This window comes from Flavobacterium sp. DG2-3 (genome assembly GCF_030730925.1).
Classification (GTDB): domain Bacteria; phylum Bacteroidota; class Bacteroidia; order Flavobacteriales; family Flavobacteriaceae; genus Flavobacterium.
Map to the genome: position 1 here is coordinate 123,284 of NZ_JAVAMB010000004.1, position 17,660 is coordinate 140,943.

Below are 17,660 nucleotides of genomic sequence, written 5' to 3' on the forward strand. Positions count from 1 at the left end.
TGTGGCAGATAAAAAAGAAATTAGAGTAATTCGTGAAATTCGTGGCAAAAAAACAAAAAGCTTAGTGACTTAGTGTCTTCGTGGCAGAAAAAAAACAAAAACTTAGTGTCTTAGCGCCTTCGTGGCAAAACAACAATAACAATGAAACTTAAAATTTGCGGCATGAAAAATCCAGAAAACATCCTCGAGGTAGGTGCGCTCCTACCCGATTATATGGGATTTATTTTCTGGGAAAAATCCGCTAGATATTGCAATGGGAATGTTCCCGAACTGATCAAAACCATCAAAAAAGTAGGTGTTTTTGTCAATCAGAGTTTGGAAGAAATTCTGGAAAAAGTAGAAAAATACAATTTACAAGCTGTTCAATTACACGGAGAAGAATCAGTCGAATTCTGTTCAGCCTTAAAAGAAAAACTTCCCAAGAAAATTGAAATTATCAAAGTCTTTTCTGCAGATGAAAATTTTGATTTTGAAGTTATTAAGCCTTTTGAAAATGTCTGCGATTATTTTCTGTTTGACACGAAAGGAAAACTGCCAGGCGGAAACGGAACCACTTTTGACTGGACAATATTAAAAAAATACAATTCGAAAAAGCCTTTCTTTTTAAGCGGCGGAATTGGAATGAACGAATTAAAAGCCATTGAAGAAATTTCAAAAACCAAATTGCCTATTTACGCTATTGATGTAAACAGTAAATTTGAAATCGAACCAGGGCTGAAAAATAGAAATCTATTAAGCAATTTCAAACGCAAATTTGATGTTGCCAACTTTTAAAATTTAAAAAAATGAGTTTTAACGTTAACGAAAAAGGATATTACGGAGAATTCGGAGGAGCTTTCATTCCAGAAATGCTATACCCAAACGTAGAAGAATTACGCCAGAAATATCTAAGCATAATGGACGAACCTGATTTTAAAGCAGAGTTCAATCAATTACTGAAAGATTACGTTGGGCGCCCTAGTCCGTTGTATTTTGCAAAACGCTTGTCTGAAAAATACAATACCAAAGTTTACTTGAAAAGAGAAGACTTGAACCATACCGGAGCGCACAAAGTCAACAATACTATCGGACAGATTTTATTAGCAAAACGCCTTGGTAAAAAAAGAATTATTGCAGAAACAGGTGCTGGACAGCATGGCGTAGCAACTGCAACAGTTTGTGCTTTAATGGGAATTGAGTGTATTGTATACATGGGTGAAATCGACATTGCGCGTCAGGCACCAAACGTGGCACGTATGAAAATGTTAGGCGCAGAAGTTCGTCCGGCGCTTTCGGGTTCAAGAACTTTGAAAGATGCCACAAACGAAGCCATTCGCGACTGGATTAATAATCCTGTTGACACGCATTATATTATCGGATCTGCGATTGGACCACATCCTTATCCAGATATGGTAACTCGTTTTCAAAGCATTATTTCAGAAGAAATTAAATGGCAGTTAAAAGAAAAAGAAGGGCGTGAAAATCCTGATTATGTAGTAGCTTGTATTGGCGGAGGAAGTAACGCTGCGGGAACTTATTATCACTTTTTGCACGAACCAGAAGTTGGAATTATTGCGGTTGAAGCAGCAGGAAAAGGTGTTGATTCAGGACATAGCGCCGCGACTAGTAAATTAGGGAAAGTTGGTGTTATTCACGGTTGTAAAACTCTTTTAATGCAAACTCCGGATGGACAGATTACAGAACCGTATTCTATTTCTGCCGGATTAGATTATCCAGGAGTTGGACCTTTACATGCGCATTTGGCGCAAACTGGACGCGGAGAATTTTTCTCTGTTACCGATGATGATGCGATGAATGCTGGTCTGCAGTTAACTAAATTAGAAGGAATTATTCCAGCTATAGAAAGTGCACATGCATTTGCGGTTTTAGATCAGAAAAAGTTTAAGCCGACAGATGTTGTCGTAATTAGTCTTTCTGGTCGTGGCGACAAAGATTTAGATAATTACATTGAGTATTTTAAATTGTAATAAAAGTTATACTTTTGGTGTTAGCGCTTCGGCGATCTGAGATTTATTCTAAATGCTAAAAATTAACGGGAAATATAATTATTATGGAACTATTATTCTCATACGGAACATTAAGATCAAAACAAATTCAAATGCAGATTTTCAATAAAGTTTTAAGTGGATCTCCAGATCAGATTCTGGGCTTTAAACTTAAAAGTTTACAAATTGAAGAAGAATTTGGAATGGCAGATTATGTTGTTGCAGTGCCAAGTGATAATCTTGAAGATATTATACATGGAGTTGTTTTTGAAGTGTCGAGTTCTGAAATGTTAAAAGTTGACCAATTTGAATCTAATTCATACAAAAGAGTTCAGGTGAAACTAAAATCTGGAAAAACGGCTTGGGTTTATACCGAAAACAAATAATAAAAAATGATTTTAGCAGCAGCGCAGACCAAACCAAAACGCGGAGATATATCTTCTAATTTATTAAATCATTATCAGCTTATTGAATTGGCTGTTGAAAACGGGGCTAATTTAATTGCATTTCCAGAATTATCTATTACGGGTTACGAAAGAGAAAATGCTGAAGAATTGGTTTTTACAGAAGACGATTATAGAATTGATCATTTAAAGGAGCTGTCGACTAGATATAACATCGTCATTATAGCTGGAGCTCCAATTAAGATAGATTCGAAAATGTTTATTGGCGAATTTGTCATTGCTCCAGATGATTCGGTTTCTATTTACACGAAACAATTTTTACATGAGGGAGAAGATGAATTTTTCGAATCTTCTTTTGATTATAATCCGATGATTGAGATCGAAAACCAGAAGATTTCTTTGGCTATTTGTGCTGATATTGACAATCCGCTGCATCCTGAAAATGCGAAGAAAAGAGATACCGATATTTATATTGCCAGTATTTTCTTTTCGCCAAACGGAATTCCGAATGCCTACAACCATTTACAAAGCTATGCCGAAAAACATAAAATGAATATTATGATGTCCAATTTCAGCGGTGAATCGTGGGGATCGCCTTCTGCAGGACAAAGCGCTTTTTGGAATAACAAAGGAGAATTAGTTGCCCAAATGAATGATTCTGATTCTGGATTATTGCTTGTTGAAAAACAAGGCAATGATTGGGAAAGCCGAATCGTAAAATTTTAAAATTGTTTCACACTCCCGATAGCTATCGGGATGGCAGATCATTGCAGATTAAAATTAAAAAAATCTGTGAGAATCAGCTTAAATCTTTTTAAATCTGCGTGAAATAAAATTTATTGATAATAAAAACATAAACATACCTACAAGGTTTTGGAAACCTTGCAGGAGTAAAAAATATAGTAAAATGAACAGAATAACTCAGAAATTACAAGAAGATAAAAAGATACTTTCTATTTATTTTTCTGCCGGATATCCGAACTTAAACGATACGGTGCAGATTATTCAGGACTTAGAAAAAAATGGAGTTGATTTAATCGAAATCGGACTTCCATTTAGTGATCCTTTAGCAGATGGACCTACAATTCAGGCGAGTTCGACAGCGGCACTTCATAATGGAATGACAACTCAAATTCTTTTCGATCAGCTGAAGAACATTCGCGAAAGCGTAAAAATTCCGTTGATTATCATGGGATATTTTAATCCGATGTTGCAATATGGTGTTGAAGCTTTCTGCCAAAAATGCGCTGAAATCGGAATTGACGGTTTAATTATTCCAGATCTACCAGTTGACGTTTATGCCGATGAATACAAAGGGATTTTCGAAAAATATGGATTAATCAATGTCTTTTTAATTACGCCTCAAACCTCAGACGAAAGAATTCGTTTTATCGACAGCGTTTCAAACGGATTTATTTATATGGTAAGTTCTGCGAGCGTGACGGGTTCTCAAAGCGGATTTGGCGATACTCAAGAAACGTATTTTGAAAGAATTGCCGATATGAACTTGAAAAATCCTCAAATTGTTGGTTTCGGAATTTCAAATAAAGAAACTTTCAATCAAGCAACTAAATATGCTAAAGGCGCTATTATTGGAAGTGCTTTTATTAAACATTTAAGCGAAAGCGGAAGTGGAAAAATTGAGGAATTTGTTGGAGGGATTCGATAAAATTAATCTTTAATTAATTTGTATCTTTGAAGAAAATCAAACAAAATGGACTTAGAAGCTCGTAAAATATCTTTTGTTCAAGAATTCTTGAGACTTGAAAATGAAGAAATTGTAACTCGATTAGAAGATTTCATGCATGAACAAAAAGTAGAATTATCAGATTCAGAAATGAAGCCGATGAGTATTGAGAAGTTTAATAACGAAATCGATCAATCTCTTAATGATGCTGCTCAAGGAAGAGTCATTTCTGCTAAAGATTTAAAATCTAGAATTCAAAAATGGGATTAAATGTTTCTTGGACTCAATTTGCAGAAAATAAATTGGAGGACATTTTTGAATATTACAAATTTAAAGCAGGCGTTAGAGTTGCTCAGGCATTAGTAGATGGGATAATTGATTCTACTTTAACTTTAGAATTTAATGCATTTGGAGGCCAGAGAGAGGGACTTTTATCTGACAGAATTCAAGATTTCAGATATTTGGTTTTTAAGAACTATAAAATAATCTATTGGATTGATGAACCTCAAAATACTGTTTTTATCTCCAATATTTTTGACACTAGACAAAATCCTGATAAACTTAAATTAGGAAAATAAATTTTTATATCTATTACAAATTGATAAAATAGTTTCATCATTTATTGAACTATTATTTAAAAAAAAGCTGAAACAACAACTGTTTCAGCTTTTTTTTGCTTCAAAATATCGAAACCGTTTTATGTTAATATTGTGTTAAAATAAAATTAAACAAGTGTTTAAATTAAACAAGTGTTTAATTTTGCATCCGATTAGAAACAATACCATGTCCAACATCGAATTAAACGACAAAAAAATTCAGATTCTTGAAGTCGCAGAAAAGCTGTTTTCTGAAAAAGGATTTGAAGGTACATCGATACGAGATATCTCCAAAGAGGCAAAAATCAACATTGCCATGGTCTCGTATTATTTTGGTTCAAAGGAAAGGCTCTTGGAAGCTCTAATTCTCTACAAAACCGTTGATTTAAAATTACAACTCGAAAATTTATTGCAGGAAGATCTTGAGCCTCTTGAAAAAGTCAATAAATTAATCGAAATTTACATTAGTAGAATTTGCCTTAACAAGGGGATTTACAGGGTTTTACATTTTGAACTTAACGCAAAAAAAAGAGAAAAAAGCTTAAATGCTTTTACAGAACTTAAAAAAGGAAATTTAAAATCTGTTGAAAGCATTATCAAACAAGGGCAAGCTCAAGGAGTTATTAGAAAAGATATTAATATCCAACTTATAACGCCAACCATTATTGGAACCTTTTTTCACTTTCACATGAATCGCTCTTTCTTCGAAGAATTACTGGATTTAAAAACAGAAGAAATGTTTAACAATTACATTAAAAACGATCTCACAAAGCACATTCAACAAACTATAAAAGCGCTACTTGTTTATGAAAATTAGTCAATTAATGCTCTTTGGAGTTTTCTTTATCGGAATATCTTCAATTGAAGCACAAGAAAAAACAAGTTTAACCTTAAGCGAAGCCGTGCAAATGGCTTGGGAAAAGAGTAACGAAGTTACGCTTGCCAATACTAAGGTAAACACAAAAATGTACGAATTAAAAACCGTAAAAAACAATCAGTACCCAGATCTTAAAATTTCTGGCCAATATCAGCGCCTTACAAAAGCATCGATTGATATGCCAAATCAAGGTGAAAGCGCTTCTTTAGCATCTCCAGATCGTGCAATGTTGGGAATGGCAAATTTAAGTCTTCCTATTTTTGCTGGATTTAAAATTCAAAGTAGCATAGATGCCTATGAAGGAATGTACGAAGCAGAAACTGCTAATGCTGAAAAAACTAAAGAAGATGTAGCTTTAAAAGCAATCACTTATTACACAGCACTATACAAAGCTCAAAAAACATTAGATGTTTTAAACGAAAATCAAAAAAGTGCGAAACAGCGTGTTACCGATTTTACAGAGTTGGAGAAAAACGGAATTATTCCGAGAAATGATTTATTAAAAGCGCAATTATTAGTTTCTAAAACGCAATTATCTATCGATGAAGCTAATAATAATATTAATAACATCAATTACTACCTAACTACTTTGCTTAAATTAGATCCTAATGTAAAAATTGAGGTAAACGAGCAAGATTTCTTTAATCTGAAAACAAGCAACACTATAACATCTGATGCTGTTGCACTTGAGAGCAGAAAAGATTTAGAAGCAATAAGATTGCAAAGCAAAGCTTCTGAAGCTAATGTAAAAATTGCAAAAGCAGGATATTATCCAGCAATCTCATTACTTGGTGGTTATACAGCGTTGGATCTGAAAGATATCATAACTGTAAAATATGCTATGAATTTTGGAATCGGATTATCTTATGATTTATCAGGAATTCTAAAAAACAATGTGCACGTTAAAGAAGCAGAAAGTAGAGCTTTGGAAGTAAAAAACACAGAAGCAATTATGACGGATCGTATTAAAGTTGAAGTTCAAAAATCTATTGAAGATTATGACTTAGCTATTAATCAAAGTGTTGTTTATGATGAAGCGCTTCAGCAAGCGGCAGAAAATTACAGATTAGTAAAAGATAAGTTTGACAATGGTTTATCTGACACCAACGATCTGGTAGAAGCTGACGTAGAACATTTAAATGCCAAAATTCAAACTGCTTTATCTAAAGCCACAATTATTCAAAAATATTACGAATTACTTTCAGTATCAGGACAATTATCACAATCATTCAATCTTTCTAAAATATAATCGATAGCTCTCATGGAAAAGAAAAAGACAAATAAAAAATTCATCATCATACTAACCGTTTTGGTTTTAGTGGGCGGAACTTACGGAATATCTAAATACTTACACGCTCAAGCACACGAAGAAACTGATGATGCTCAGATCGAAAAAAGAATGAATCCGATTATCCCGAGAGTATCAGGATATATCAGCAAAGTATATGTGAAAGATAATGATTATGTAAAAAAAGGTGATACTTTGTTTACAATTGATAAGAGAGATTACCAATTAAAGATTGATGAAGCTAATGCTGCTTTATTAGGAGCTGAAGGGCAATTTGAAGCTGCAAAAGCAGATATCGGAAGTGCTTATGCAAGTATTTCTGTTTCAGATGCTCAAATGAGATCTGCAAGTGGTTCTATCGAAAGTGCAAGAATTAGATTGAGACAGCTTACAAATGATTATAACCGTTACAACAACTTGTACAAAACGCATACAATTACAAAACAGCAATATGAGCAAGCTTTAACAGCGAAAGAAGAAGCTGAAAATCAAGTTCGCGTTTTAGAACAACAGCAAAAAGCTACTTCTTACCAAAAATCGGTTATTCAGTCAAAATCTAAAGTTTCTGACAAACAAACAGAAGTTGCTGCTGCAAACATTAAAAAAGCAAAAACAATGCTTGATGTTGCACACTTAAACCTTTCTTATACTGTAGTTACGGCTGCAATTGATGGTCAGGTTTCTAAAGTTGATATTCAACCAGGACAATTAGTTCAGCCAGGACAATCTTTATTCTATATCATCAACAATAATGAAGCTTGGGTTGTAGCTAACTTTAAAGAAACACAGTTAAACAAAATGGTTGTAGGACAAAAAGTAAGCTTAAAAGTAGATGCTTATCCAAACTATGAGTTTAAAGGAACTGTATCTTCTTTTTCTCCTGCAACAGGATCTCGTTTTTCATTATTACCTCCTGATAATGCAACAGGAAACTTCGTAAAAACAATTCAGAGATTACCAGTAAAAATTACAATCGATCAATCAAACGATCCTGAAAAAGTAAAACTTTTAAGACCAGGAATGAATGTTGATGTAGATGTACATTTGAAATAAAATAAATGGCTACAGCAGTACAAGATGACGATTTAGTAGAATACGGTTTCAGACGTGTTATCATTACGATTACCGCAGTACTTTGTGCATTGCTGGAAATTGTTGATACGACGATTGTAAACGTAGCGCTAACAGACATGCGCGGAAGTCTTGGTGCTACCTTGACCGATGTGGCATGGGTAATTACAGCATACGCAATTGCGAATGTTATTGTAATTCCGATGACGAGCTGGCTATCACAGCAATTTGGACGACGTAATTATTTTGTGGCTTCGATCATAGTATTTACGGTCTGTTCCTTCTTGTGTGGTAATGCCACAAATATATGGGAACTTGTCGCTTTTCGATTCGTACAAGGTATGGGCGGTGGAGCGCTTCTAGTAACAGCCCAAACTATTATTACAGAAAGTTACCCCGTAGCAAAACGTGGAATGGCACAGGCGATTTACGGAATGGGTGTAATTGTTGGTCCAACTCTTGGTCCGCCTTTAGGAGGATATTTGGTTGATAATTATTCTTGGCCTTATATTTTCTACATCAATATTCCGTTGGGAATTATTGCAACGATTTTGGCTCTAACATTTGTGAAAAGTCCAAAATATGGTGAGAAATTAAAAGCCAATCAGGTGGACTGGTGGGGAATTATATTGTTGACCGCTTTTATCGGATCTTTACAATTCGTATTGGAACACGGACAGCAAGACGACTGGTTTAATGATTCTACAATTGTAGCGTTAAGTGTTGTAACCGTTTTGGGATTGGTTCTTTTTATTTGGCGAGAACTTACATATGATTATCCAATTGTAAACTTGAGTGTTTTAAAAGATGGAAACTTAAGAATTGGAACCATAATGTGTTTTATTCTTGGTTTCGGATTATATGGATCAACATTAATTATTCCGATTTATACGCAGTCTATTTTAGGATGGACCGCAACAGACGCAGGTTTATTATTAATTCCGGGATCTATTACAACGGCGATCATGATGCCATTTGTTGGTAATATGATCCAGAAAGGAGTTCCGCAGGGATATATGGTTGGAGTTGGATTTTTAGTTTTCTTCTTCTTTACCTTTATGATGTATAGCCGCATGACCCCTGATACTGGAGTTGAACATATGTATTGGCCATTAATCTTAAGAGGGGTTGGTTTAGGATTGCTTTTCGTACCTATTACAACGCTTTCTCTTTCTACTTTGAAAGGAAAACAAATTGGTGAAGGAGCTGCATTTACAGGAATGATGCGTCAGTTAGGCGGATCTTTTGGTATTGCGATTATTACCACTTTCATTACACGTTTCAGCCAGTCACACCGAGTAGATTTAATTAATAATTTAGATCCTGCCAAGTTTGAGGTACAGCAGCGTATTGCAGGAATGCAGCACGCCTTCATGGCAAAGGGTTACAGTGCAGATGTCGCTTTGAAAAAAGCCTATCAAGCTATAGAAGGCTCTATAATGAAGCAAAGTACTGTAATGGCTTATATGGATATTTTCCTTTACCTAGGGATTATGTTTTTATGTTGCATACCGATTATTCTCTTTATCAAAAAAGGGAAGAACAAAATTAGTGCAGCCGACGCAATGCATTAATAATAATAATTTTATAATACGCAAAAACGCCGAATTCAATTTAGAATTCGGCGTTTATTTTTTTGTTTTAATTTGATTTATTAAATCTGCAGGGATTAAAATCCCTGCCTACAATATGTTTCGAGTCTACGACTCTATAATAACCTTTGTCGCTTTGTCGCTTTGTCACTTTGCCCCTTACTACGATCTAACGAGTAAAAACCAAATGATTCCCTTTAGAAAGATTCGCATCAAACTGATATCCTTCGTAATTGAAACCTTTTAAATCATCAATAGTTTCTGCATTGGTATCAATAATATAACGAACCATCATACCTCTCGCCTTCTTCGCAAAGAAACTGATCATTTTTAGTTTTCCATCTTTGTAGTCTTTAAAATCTGGAGTAATTACAGGAACTTTTAAAGCTTTTACATCAACAGCTGAAAAATATTCGTTACTGGCTAAATTCACGAATAACTCGTCTTTTTTCAATTCTTTGTTTAAAGCCTTTGTTACTGTCGGTTTCCAAAACTCGTGCAAATTTTTAGATTCGCCAACTGGCATTTTGGTTCCCATTTCTAAACGGTACGCCTGCATTAAATCAAGCGGTTTCAAAAGTCCGTAAAGTCCAGATAAGATTCTTAATTTATCTTGCAAAGCGTCTAATTTCTCTAACGGAATGGTATAGGCATCTAAGCCTGTATAAACATCTCCATCAAAAGTATAAACAGCTGGACGTGCATTTTCTGGAGTAAAAGGCGTTTTCCATTCCTGATTTCTTTTCCAATTTAAGTCGGCTAGTTTGTCTGAGATGGACATTAATTCTGATAATTCAGACGGCTTTTTTGTTTTTACTACTTTATGAACGATTCTTGCTTCTTTTAGAAAAGCTGGTTCTGTATGTTGTTTTGTAGGTAATTCTTTTTCGAAATTTAATGACTTCGCTGGCGATATAACAATTTTCATTTGTGCATTTTTAAGTGATTCAAAAATACAAATTGAATTTCGAAAAATGGAGATAATGTAATTGATTTGTTTTATGGACATATAGTTTTTTTTCGCCACGAATTGCACAAATTTCACTAATTTTCTTTTGCCACTCCCGATAGTTATCGAGATAAAAGATTTTCACAGATTAATATTGCTGGAGTTTCTAAAAGACAAGCATAAAACAGAATCCGAAGGATTCAAATATTTATAGAATTGTTATATTGACAGAGGCGTGCGACCCCGAAGGGGTCGAATCAAAAGCACCAAATTATTTTTCTATAAACATTTGAATACTTCGGATTCATATTTTCTAGAATTGCCCATTTTTTTCTGCCATAGATTAAAAGGATTTTCACAGATTTAATCCTTTTAATACTTTAATCTGTGGCAAAAAAATTATACGGTTTACAATAAAATAATTCTTGGAAATTCGTGTAATTCGTGGCAAACCTTTTTCTGCTTTTCTATTTCAATAAAAATTGATGCCTCAAACTAAGAATTTCTTCAAAAAAGTCGTCGATAGATTGTATTAGGCATTTTCTATGTTGTAAATTTGCAGTCGTTCATTCTCTTCAAGAATAAACATATTTAAAATCCGTGAATTCGTGGCTGTACAAACAAACTATAAATCTGCTTTACAAAACAAAATCTTCGATATCATTTCGAAAGCTTCTAAGGAATTAAACGTTGACTCTTACGTAATCGGCGGATTTGTCCGTGACTTGCTTTTAAACCGAGGTTCTAAAAAAGACATCGACGTTGTGGCTGTTGGAAGCGGAATTGAATTGGCGCTTAAGGTTTCTGACTTACTTCCGAACAAACCAAAAGTTCAGGTTTTTAAAACTTACGGAACTGCAATGCTTCGTTTTGAAGATACGGATATTGAATTTGTTGGTGCTAGAAAAGAATCTTACACTCGTGACAGCCGAAATCCGATTGTGGAAAACGGAACATTGCAAGACGATCAAAACCGCCGTGATTTTACGATCAATGCATTTGCTCTTTCCTTAAATGAAAATAATTTTGGAGACCTTTTAGATCCTTTTAATGGTCTTCAAGATTTAGAAAATAAAACAATAAAAACACCTTTGGATCCAGATATTACGTATTCTGATGATCCATTGAGAATGTTGCGTGCGATTCGTTTTGCTACTCAACTGAATTTCGAAATTGAAGAAAATTCATTGAATGCAATTACAAAAAATGCAGATCGCATTAAAATTATTTCTGGCGAGAGAATCGTAGATGAATTGAACAAAATTCTTTTAACAGATAAACCTTCAACAGGATTTTTACTTTTATATAAAACAGGACTTTTGGATATCATTTTACCTGAATTGACAGCGTTGAATCAGGTAGAAGAAATTGAAGGCCATACCCATAAAAACAATTTTTACCATACGCTAGAAGTAGTGGATAATATTTGTCCAAATACTGACGATGTTTGGCTTCGCTGGTCAGCTTTATTGCATGATATTGGAAAAGCGCCAACAAAACGTTTCAGTAAAAAACAAGGATGGACTTTTCACGGTCATGAATTCTTGGGCGGAAAAATGGCTAAAAAAATATTCGAACGCTTACACATGCCTTTGAACCATAAAATGAAATTCGTTCAGAAAATGGTTATCATGAGTTCTCGCCCGATTGTTTTGGCACAGGATATTGTGACAGATAGTGCGGTTCGCCGTTTGGTTTTTGATGCTGGCGAAGATGTAGAAAACTTAATGACTTTGTGTGAAGCGGATATCACAACCAAAAATCCAGCAAAATTTAAAAAGTATCACAAAAATTTCGAGCTTGTCCGCAAGAAAATCGTTGAAGTCGAAGAACGCGATCATGTTCGTAATTTTCAACCGCCAATTACGGGAGAAGAAATTATGGAAATGTTTGACTTAAAACCTTCACGCGAAATCGGAATTTTAAAAGAAGCGGTAAAAGAAGCTATTTTAGAAGGAGATATTCCAAACGAATATCAAGCTGCTTATGATTTTGTGATTAAAAGAGCTGAAAAGTTAAATCTTACACTTAAGAAGTAATGGATCTAGTAAGCTATTTAATTTTTATTTTATTTTTTGCACTCATATCATTATCTTATTTTCTTTTTTTCAAAGAATTAAGAAGAAGGCAAGAACAAATAAAAAGCAAATACAAGTGGATCGTTATATTTTATTGTATAGCTATAAATATCACAGTTGTTTTACTATACTTTAGTTTCGAACTTTACATTTTAACAGACACTTTAAAATTCAAGTTAAATAATAATTTTATTGAAAGAATACTTAAAACATTAGTAATATTTGCTTTGAATGGTATTTCAAACTTCTTTATACTGAAATTTTATTTAAAAAGAATTTCTCAACAAAAAACTGAAATCGAATTAATCGGAAAAGAATGAAAACACAGAATAAATCAGTAATCATTTGGTTACTATCAGGTTGCGTATTATTATTTTTAATGGTTGTTGTTGGCGGAATCACCCGTTTAACCAATTCAGGTTTATCAATGACCGACTGGCATTTGGTAACCGACACCTTCCCTCCTCTAACAGAAGCCAAATGGCAAGCCGCTTTTGACGAATACAAAAAATTCCCTGAATATCAAAAAATCAATATTCATAACGATTTTCAATTGGCAGATTATAAATTCATTTATTTCTGGGAATGGTTTCACCGTTTTATCGGTCGTATTATCGGTTTGGTTTTCTTTGTTCCGTTTCTTTACTTTTTAGCTAAAAAGAAATTAGATACGGATACAATCAAAAAATGTATTGTGCTTCTAGCAATGGGAGGTTTCCAAGGATTTTTAGGCTGGTTTATGGTAAGAAGCGGATTAATTGACAATCCAGATGTGAGCCATTTTAGACTTTCATTACACTTAACTTTTGCTTTTATTACTTTTGCTTATACGCTTTGGGTTGCATTAGATTTAATTTATCCAGAGAGAAATATCAATAAAATTCTGCCTCTTCGAAATATTGCCCGTTATGCTTTAGTGGCTTTATTAATTCAAATTATTTACGGCGGATTTGTAGCGGGGTTAAATGCAGGATTAATTCACAATCACTGGCCTTTAATGAGCGATGGCGAATTTATTCACGAATCGGTTTTTATTGAGCAATCGACTTTAGTGAAGAATTTAATTGAAGGAAAAAGCGGTGTTCAGTTTGTGCACAGAACTTTCGCTTATGTAGTGGTTGCCATTATTCTTTTTCTTTTCTTCAAAAGCAAAAAATATACGCTTACGCACACTCAAGCAAACGGAATCAAAACTTTAGTCGTTTTTGTTTTCATTCAGTTTTTATTGGGCGTTTTTACTTTATTATACAGTGTGCCATTGGCTTTAGGACTAATTCACCAGATTATGGCATTTTTCCTTTTGAGTGCTATGACGTATACATTGCACAGATTGAGCAAATAATCTTGAAATATTTAAATAGAAAAACAGCCGATAATAATCGGCTGTTTTTTTTATCTGTTTTTATATGAATTGAGCCGATGGCTCTCTTTTGATTTTGATACCCTTCGCCCCCGGATTAAAATCCGGGGCTACAATATTGGTCGAACCGATGGTTCTTTTTCAACTGAATAATTTAATCTAAAAAGAAATTCCGTAGGAATGGCAAAAATATTGTAGCAACGGATTTTAATCCGTTGAAATCATAATGCACATTTTGCATCTTACATTTTACATTTCACATTAAAAAAACCTATCCCAACCAAGATTTAAAATCCTGAACTTTTTCTCGGCTTACAATTACCTCATCTTCTTTGTAAGTTGGAAGAATCACTTTTAGACGAGAATTGGTATAAACCTGAATTTCTTTAATTGCTTTTAACGGAACAATAAATTTTCTGCTTACGCGAAAGAAATCCTTTTTGTCTAATTCCTGTTCTAAAATCTCTAAAGTCGAATCGATCAAATAATCGCGATTGTCGTAGGTATGAATATAAGTTCCTTTGTTTTCACTAAAAAAACATTCGATTTCTTCTGTGGTAATTACTTTTAGGTGCTGACCGATTTTAACGGTAAATCTTTTTTTATACGTCTTCTCAAAAGGGTTAGAAAGCATCTGACGAATCTGTTCAAAATCCAGATGTAAGTTTGAAGTCTCTGTTGTGGCTTTTGGAAGACGCGATTTGAATTTTGCTACGGCCGTTTCCAGATCATCTTCGTCAATTGGTTTTAAAAGATAATCTATACTGTTAAGTTTGAAGGCTTTTAAAGCATACTCATCATAAGCCGTTGTAAAAATGATAGCGCTTTTAATGTCTATTTTTTCAAAAATTTCGAATGACAAACCATCTGAGAGCTGAATATCCAGAAAAATCAAATCGGGATGCGGATTATTGGAGAACCATTCTACCGATTCTTCAACAGAATGAAGCATTGTTTCTACGGTTACGTCTAATTTTTCAAGCTTTCTTTGCAGCAGTCTTGCCGCTGGTTTTTCGTCTTCTATAATTAATGTGATCATTTACTCGATTGTAAAATTTAGAAAAAATAGTATTTCAAAGTTACTCCCATTTATTTTGATTTGCGGCGTCTTTCTCCATATATTTTTGAATTTTTCTCTTTTCCCAGTCTTGACCGAAAAACAGATCAGAACCAAAAACAGACAATCCGTGAGCCGCTAAACCAATTCCCCAGAAAAATGCAGTCGAATAAGTATGCCATTCAGATAAACCGCTAAAATCAATTCCTCTAGTAAAACTAGATCGGGTTAAACTGGATATAATGATGATAATATTTATGATAATGTAAATTTTCACATGAGAATAAAACCCTTTAAGTTTCTTTACTCTTTTATAAGCTGCATTATAACTTTCGTCATTAGTATACTCTTCTCCAAAATGCTGGCTTGTATAATCTTCGTATCTATTTCTTCTAAAACGTCCCATAACTATATTTTAAATTATTGCCACTTATTTTTATTCTGTTTTTCCTTTTCTTTTTCCATAAACTCCCTGATTTTTCTTTCTTCCCATTCTTTACCCATTCCTGGAAAAACTTCAAAAACTTTTAATCCGTGAAAAAGAACGCCAACTCCCCACCACAGCAATGGCCAGAAAAACCATAAATAACTTGGCGATGTGTATAAATTAATAAAGATTAAAATTGCATTTACTAATACGAAAGCCAGAAGATTTCCGTAAAATCCCTTAATGTTTTCAACCTTCTTTTTAGCTTGGATATATTTTTCCTCTTCGCTTAAATTCCTTTCCATAATTATTCCCATTTTTGTTTTTTATATTTTTTTTCTAGAATGCTTTTCATTTTACGCTTTTCCCATTCTTGCCCAAATATTTTAGTCGAAGCAAACAAATCTATTGCAGAACCTGCTACTACAGCCGACCAGATAATCATAACTACCCAATTTAAATATTTTATCGGAATGAAATTAACGGGAAGATTTGTGTATTCTTTTAAAAGAAAAAGAAGCATTACAATAGTGTAAATGAACAAATGTTTGTAAAAATATTTCAGCTGAATTACTTTTTTACTTGCCAATTCTTTTAGAATTGTTTCTTCCTGATCATTACTCAAATTTGTTTCCATGATTATTTTCAAGTCGTTTTTGGTTTTCTTTTTCTAAAATTTCCTGAATCTTTTTCTGCTCCCATTTTTTATTATAAAAAGGCGGATATTCAAAAGCTTTTAACCCATGCAATACGATTGCCATTCCCCATCCCATTACAGACCATACCCACCAAAGATATTCTGGAGAAGTCATATAATTGACAACAATCACAATGGGATTGCATAAAACGTACACGGTCAAATGCTCGTAAAATCCTCTTATTTCTTTTACTTTTTTCTGGGCATCATAATAACGCTCTGCTTCTGTGAAATCTTTTTCCATTATTTCCACGTTTTTTGTTTGTTGTCTTTTTCTAAAATCTCACGAATTTTTCTTTCTTCCCAATCTGAGCTGTAACCAAAAACCTTAAAAGCATGCATGGCAACTCCGAACCCCCAGCCTAAAGCAGAAAACCAAAACCATTGAAATTGTGGTGAAAATCTTAGATTGATAAAAATCAAAAACGGAATTACACAACAATATGAAATTACATTTCCATAAAATCCCTTTAACTCTTCTACTCTTTTTTTGGCTCTATAATACGCTTTTGCCTCGTCTGTATATTCTGCACTCATTTCCATAACCGCAATTTGTTTGGTTAAAATCGGAATCCTAACGGTGAAATTCTTTTCATCTTCCTGAACTTTCACTTTCCTGTCGGTTATAATTCCGTATCGGTTTACAATATTCTGCAGTCCGACACCTTGTCTGTCCTGCAAAACTTCTTTTTTCTGAAGATCATTCTGAATCGCCAGATAATCTCCATCAATAAAAATTCTAATATGAAGCGGTTTTTGTTCGCTTACCACATTGTGCTTTACGGTATTTTCTAGCAAAAGCTGTAAAGAAAGCGGCACCACTTTGGCTTCTGGATTGATGTTTTCTGTTGGCAATTCGTAAAACAAGCTATTTTCGAAACGCATTTTAAGCAAATTCATATAGGTTTTTGCAAATGACAATTCATCTTCAACCGAAACCAATTCTTTATCTTTCTGTTCTAAAACATAGCGGTAAATTTTAGACAACGAAGTCGTAAAACGCTGTGCATTATCTGGATTTTCTTCAATTAAAGAACTAAGAACATTTAAACTGTTAAAAAGAAAATGCGGATCGATCTGGTTTTTTAAACTCTCAAATTTGGCATTTGCCGTTCCTGCGATAATCTTTTGCTGCGTGACTTTGTTTTCCTGATAGAGTTTATAAAAATTAAGTCCATGAAAAAATAGCAGCACAATAAAGGTCATAACTGCAGATTCTATATAATTTTCTGCCTTTTCATTTGCCAGAAAACCTATGATGGTCTTATTCTCGATTATTACACTTGTAAACAAACGCAATACTCCAATAATGATCATCGATATAAAAAATGAACTTACAAAACCTATTACAATTCTCTTTATGGAATAGGGATTTGCCTTGAAAACTTTATCTAAAAACTCAAAAAGAACAACGTTTACGATATACAAAACCACACTGTAAAGCATGCAGTACAAGAAATAAATAGAAAGATTCTTATTGAAAACTGCAGTTCCTAAAGAAGCAAATCGAATTAGAAAAGAAAATAAAAATACTATTCCTCCAACTAAACATGCTTTTAACAAATTGGGTTTTAATATCATGAGGCTTATAA

At 33.7% G+C, this 17,660-nt stretch carries 20 protein-coding genes; 13 read left to right on the forward strand and 7 right to left on the reverse strand.

Annotated elements, in window-relative coordinates:
* Positions 1–141 precede the first annotated feature (141 nt).
* The 11 genes from Q9Q97_RS07970 to Q9Q97_RS08020 all read left to right on the forward strand — a co-directional run bounded on the left by Q9Q97_RS07970 (position 142) and on the right by Q9Q97_RS08020 (position 9,482).
* A complete protein-coding gene (locus tag Q9Q97_RS07970) occupies positions 142–774 on the forward strand; it encodes a phosphoribosylanthranilate isomerase (RefSeq protein ID WP_306156031.1) in 633 nt (210 codons plus the stop codon).
* An 11-nt stretch (positions 775–785) separates the two neighbouring features.
* On the forward strand, positions 786–1,967 hold the full coding sequence (gene trpB, locus Q9Q97_RS07975) for a tryptophan synthase subunit beta (RefSeq protein ID WP_306156032.1): 1,182 nt from the start codon (positions 786–788) through the stop codon (positions 1,965–1,967).
* A gap of 83 nt (positions 1,968–2,050) precedes the next feature.
* On the forward strand, positions 2,051–2,371 hold the full coding sequence (locus Q9Q97_RS07980; RefSeq protein WP_306156033.1) for a gamma-glutamylcyclotransferase family protein: 321 nt from the start codon (positions 2,051–2,053) through the stop codon (positions 2,369–2,371).
* Positions 2,372–2,377: 6 nt separating this feature from the next.
* Positions 2,378–3,115, forward strand: coding sequence for a carbon-nitrogen hydrolase family protein (locus tag Q9Q97_RS07985; RefSeq protein WP_306156034.1), 738 nt, complete (start codon positions 2,378–2,380; stop codon positions 3,113–3,115).
* 181 nt (positions 3,116–3,296) lie between these two features.
* Entirely contained in the window at positions 3,297–4,058 is a 762-nt protein-coding gene (gene trpA / locus Q9Q97_RS07990; RefSeq protein WP_306156035.1) for a tryptophan synthase subunit alpha, read from the forward strand.
* A gap of 45 nt (positions 4,059–4,103) precedes the next feature.
* Entirely contained in the window at positions 4,104–4,346 is a 243-nt protein-coding gene (locus Q9Q97_RS07995) for a hypothetical protein (RefSeq protein WP_306156036.1), read from the forward strand.
* Positions 4,337–4,654, forward strand: coding sequence for a type II toxin-antitoxin system RelE/ParE family toxin (locus Q9Q97_RS08000; RefSeq protein ID WP_306156037.1), 318 nt, complete (start codon positions 4,337–4,339; stop codon positions 4,652–4,654). The genes Q9Q97_RS07995 and Q9Q97_RS08000 overlap by 10 nt, the downstream gene beginning before the upstream one ends.
* A gap of 205 nt (positions 4,655–4,859) precedes the next feature.
* Positions 4,860–5,489, forward strand: coding sequence for a TetR/AcrR family transcriptional regulator (locus Q9Q97_RS08005; protein ID WP_306156038.1), 630 nt, complete (start codon positions 4,860–4,862; stop codon positions 5,487–5,489).
* Entirely contained in the window at positions 5,479–6,798 is a 1,320-nt protein-coding gene (locus tag Q9Q97_RS08010; protein WP_306156039.1) for a TolC family protein, read from the forward strand. The genes Q9Q97_RS08005 and Q9Q97_RS08010 overlap by 11 nt, the downstream gene beginning before the upstream one ends.
* Before the next feature lie 12 nt (positions 6,799–6,810).
* Positions 6,811–7,890, forward strand: coding sequence for an HlyD family secretion protein (locus Q9Q97_RS08015; protein WP_306156040.1), 1,080 nt, complete (start codon positions 6,811–6,813; stop codon positions 7,888–7,890).
* Positions 7,891–7,895: 5 nt separating this feature from the next.
* Positions 7,896–9,482, forward strand: coding sequence for an MDR family MFS transporter (locus tag Q9Q97_RS08020; protein WP_306156041.1), 1,587 nt, complete (start codon positions 7,896–7,898; stop codon positions 9,480–9,482).
* Between the two features lie 187 nt (positions 9,483–9,669).
* Here Q9Q97_RS08020 and yaaA read toward each other — a convergent pair whose 3' ends face one another.
* Positions 9,670–10,428: a peroxide stress protein YaaA gene (yaaA, locus tag Q9Q97_RS08025; protein WP_306156042.1), complete on the reverse strand. Its 759-nt coding sequence runs from the start codon at positions 10,426–10,428 to the stop codon at positions 9,670–9,672.
* A gap of 629 nt (positions 10,429–11,057) precedes the next feature.
* On the opposite strand from yaaA, the gene Q9Q97_RS08030 reads away from it, so the two are divergent.
* Together Q9Q97_RS08030 and Q9Q97_RS08035 are read left to right on the forward strand one after the other, a co-directional pair.
* Positions 11,058–12,488: a CCA tRNA nucleotidyltransferase gene (locus tag Q9Q97_RS08030; protein ID WP_306156043.1), complete on the forward strand. Its 1,431-nt coding sequence runs from the start codon at positions 11,058–11,060 to the stop codon at positions 12,486–12,488.
* A gap of 355 nt (positions 12,489–12,843) precedes the next feature.
* Complete coding sequence (locus tag Q9Q97_RS08035; RefSeq protein WP_306156044.1) at positions 12,844–13,869, forward strand: COX15/CtaA family protein; 1,026 nt, start codon at positions 12,844–12,846, stop codon at positions 13,867–13,869.
* 289 nt (positions 13,870–14,158) lie between these two features.
* Here Q9Q97_RS08035 and Q9Q97_RS08040 read toward each other — a convergent pair whose 3' ends face one another.
* The 6 genes from Q9Q97_RS08040 to Q9Q97_RS08065 are packed head-to-tail and all read right to left on the reverse strand — an operon-like array spanning position 14,159 to position 17,649.
* The gene (locus Q9Q97_RS08040; RefSeq protein ID WP_306156045.1) at positions 14,159–14,926 is read right to left on the reverse strand and encodes a LytTR family DNA-binding domain-containing protein; all 768 of its coding nucleotides are present in this window, start codon (positions 14,924–14,926) and stop codon (positions 14,159–14,161) included.
* A 40-nt stretch (positions 14,927–14,966) separates the two neighbouring features.
* Complete coding sequence (locus Q9Q97_RS08045; protein WP_306156046.1) at positions 14,967–15,350, reverse strand: 2TM domain-containing protein; 384 nt, start codon at positions 15,348–15,350, stop codon at positions 14,967–14,969.
* A 14-nt stretch (positions 15,351–15,364) separates the two neighbouring features.
* Complete coding sequence (locus Q9Q97_RS08050; protein ID WP_306156047.1) at positions 15,365–15,676, reverse strand: 2TM domain-containing protein; 312 nt, start codon at positions 15,674–15,676, stop codon at positions 15,365–15,367.
* Between the two features lie 2 nt (positions 15,677–15,678).
* Positions 15,679–16,008: a 2TM domain-containing protein gene (locus Q9Q97_RS08055; protein WP_306156048.1), complete on the reverse strand. Its 330-nt coding sequence runs from the start codon at positions 16,006–16,008 to the stop codon at positions 15,679–15,681.
* A complete protein-coding gene (locus Q9Q97_RS08060; RefSeq protein ID WP_306156049.1) occupies positions 15,989–16,312 on the reverse strand; it encodes a 2TM domain-containing protein in 324 nt (107 codons plus the stop codon). The genes Q9Q97_RS08055 and Q9Q97_RS08060 overlap by 20 nt, the downstream gene beginning before the upstream one ends.
* Positions 16,312–17,649 (reverse strand): 2TM domain-containing protein, encoded by a 1,338-nt coding sequence (locus tag Q9Q97_RS08065; RefSeq protein WP_306156050.1) that lies wholly within the window; start codon positions 17,647–17,649, stop codon positions 16,312–16,314. The genes Q9Q97_RS08060 and Q9Q97_RS08065 overlap by 1 nt, the downstream gene beginning before the upstream one ends.
* Positions 17,650–17,660: the final 11 nt, after the last annotated feature.

Bases quoted from the DNA above. Each gene is read 5' to 3' on its own strand.
- Q9Q97_RS08015 (WP_306156040.1), top strand. From the start codon at position 6,811: ATGGAAAAGAAAAAGACAAATAAAAAATTCATCATCATACTAACCGTT.
- Q9Q97_RS08055 (WP_306156048.1), bottom strand. From the start codon at position 16,008: ATGGAAACAAATTTGAGTAATGATCAGGAAGAAACAATTCTAAAAGAA.
- Q9Q97_RS08065 (WP_306156050.1), bottom strand. From the start codon at position 17,649: ATGATATTAAAACCCAATTTGTTAAAAGCATGTTTAGTTGGAGGAATA.
- Q9Q97_RS07970 (WP_306156031.1), top strand. From the start codon at position 142: ATGAAACTTAAAATTTGCGGCATGAAAAATCCAGAAAACATCCTCGAG.
- Q9Q97_RS08045 (WP_306156046.1), bottom strand. From the start codon at position 15,350: ATGGGACGTTTTAGAAGAAATAGATACGAAGATTATACAAGCCAGCAT.
- Q9Q97_RS08000 (WP_306156037.1), top strand. From the start codon at position 4,337: ATGGGATTAAATGTTTCTTGGACTCAATTTGCAGAAAATAAATTGGAG.
- Q9Q97_RS08040 (WP_306156045.1), bottom strand. From the start codon at position 14,926: ATGATCACATTAATTATAGAAGACGAAAAACCAGCGGCAAGACTGCTG.
- Q9Q97_RS08035 (WP_306156044.1), top strand. From the start codon at position 12,844: ATGAAAACACAGAATAAATCAGTAATCATTTGGTTACTATCAGGTTGC.
- Q9Q97_RS08005 (WP_306156038.1), top strand. From the start codon at position 4,860: ATGTCCAACATCGAATTAAACGACAAAAAAATTCAGATTCTTGAAGTC.
- trpA (WP_306156035.1), top strand. From the start codon at position 3,297: ATGAACAGAATAACTCAGAAATTACAAGAAGATAAAAAGATACTTTCT.
- yaaA (WP_306156042.1), bottom strand. From the start codon at position 10,428: ATGAAAATTGTTATATCGCCAGCGAAGTCATTAAATTTCGAAAAAGAA.
- Q9Q97_RS08020 (WP_306156041.1), top strand. From the start codon at position 7,896: ATGGCTACAGCAGTACAAGATGACGATTTAGTAGAATACGGTTTCAGA.
- Q9Q97_RS08050 (WP_306156047.1), bottom strand. From the start codon at position 15,676: ATGGAAAGGAATTTAAGCGAAGAGGAAAAATATATCCAAGCTAAAAAG.
- Q9Q97_RS08010 (WP_306156039.1), top strand. From the start codon at position 5,479: ATGAAAATTAGTCAATTAATGCTCTTTGGAGTTTTCTTTATCGGAATA.
- Q9Q97_RS07980 (WP_306156033.1), top strand. From the start codon at position 2,051: ATGGAACTATTATTCTCATACGGAACATTAAGATCAAAACAAATTCAA.
- Q9Q97_RS07985 (WP_306156034.1), top strand. From the start codon at position 2,378: ATGATTTTAGCAGCAGCGCAGACCAAACCAAAACGCGGAGATATATCT.
- trpB (WP_306156032.1), top strand. From the start codon at position 786: ATGAGTTTTAACGTTAACGAAAAAGGATATTACGGAGAATTCGGAGGA.
- Q9Q97_RS07995 (WP_306156036.1), top strand. From the start codon at position 4,104: ATGGACTTAGAAGCTCGTAAAATATCTTTTGTTCAAGAATTCTTGAGA.
- Q9Q97_RS08060 (WP_306156049.1), bottom strand. From the start codon at position 16,312: ATGGAAAAAGATTTCACAGAAGCAGAGCGTTATTATGATGCCCAGAAA.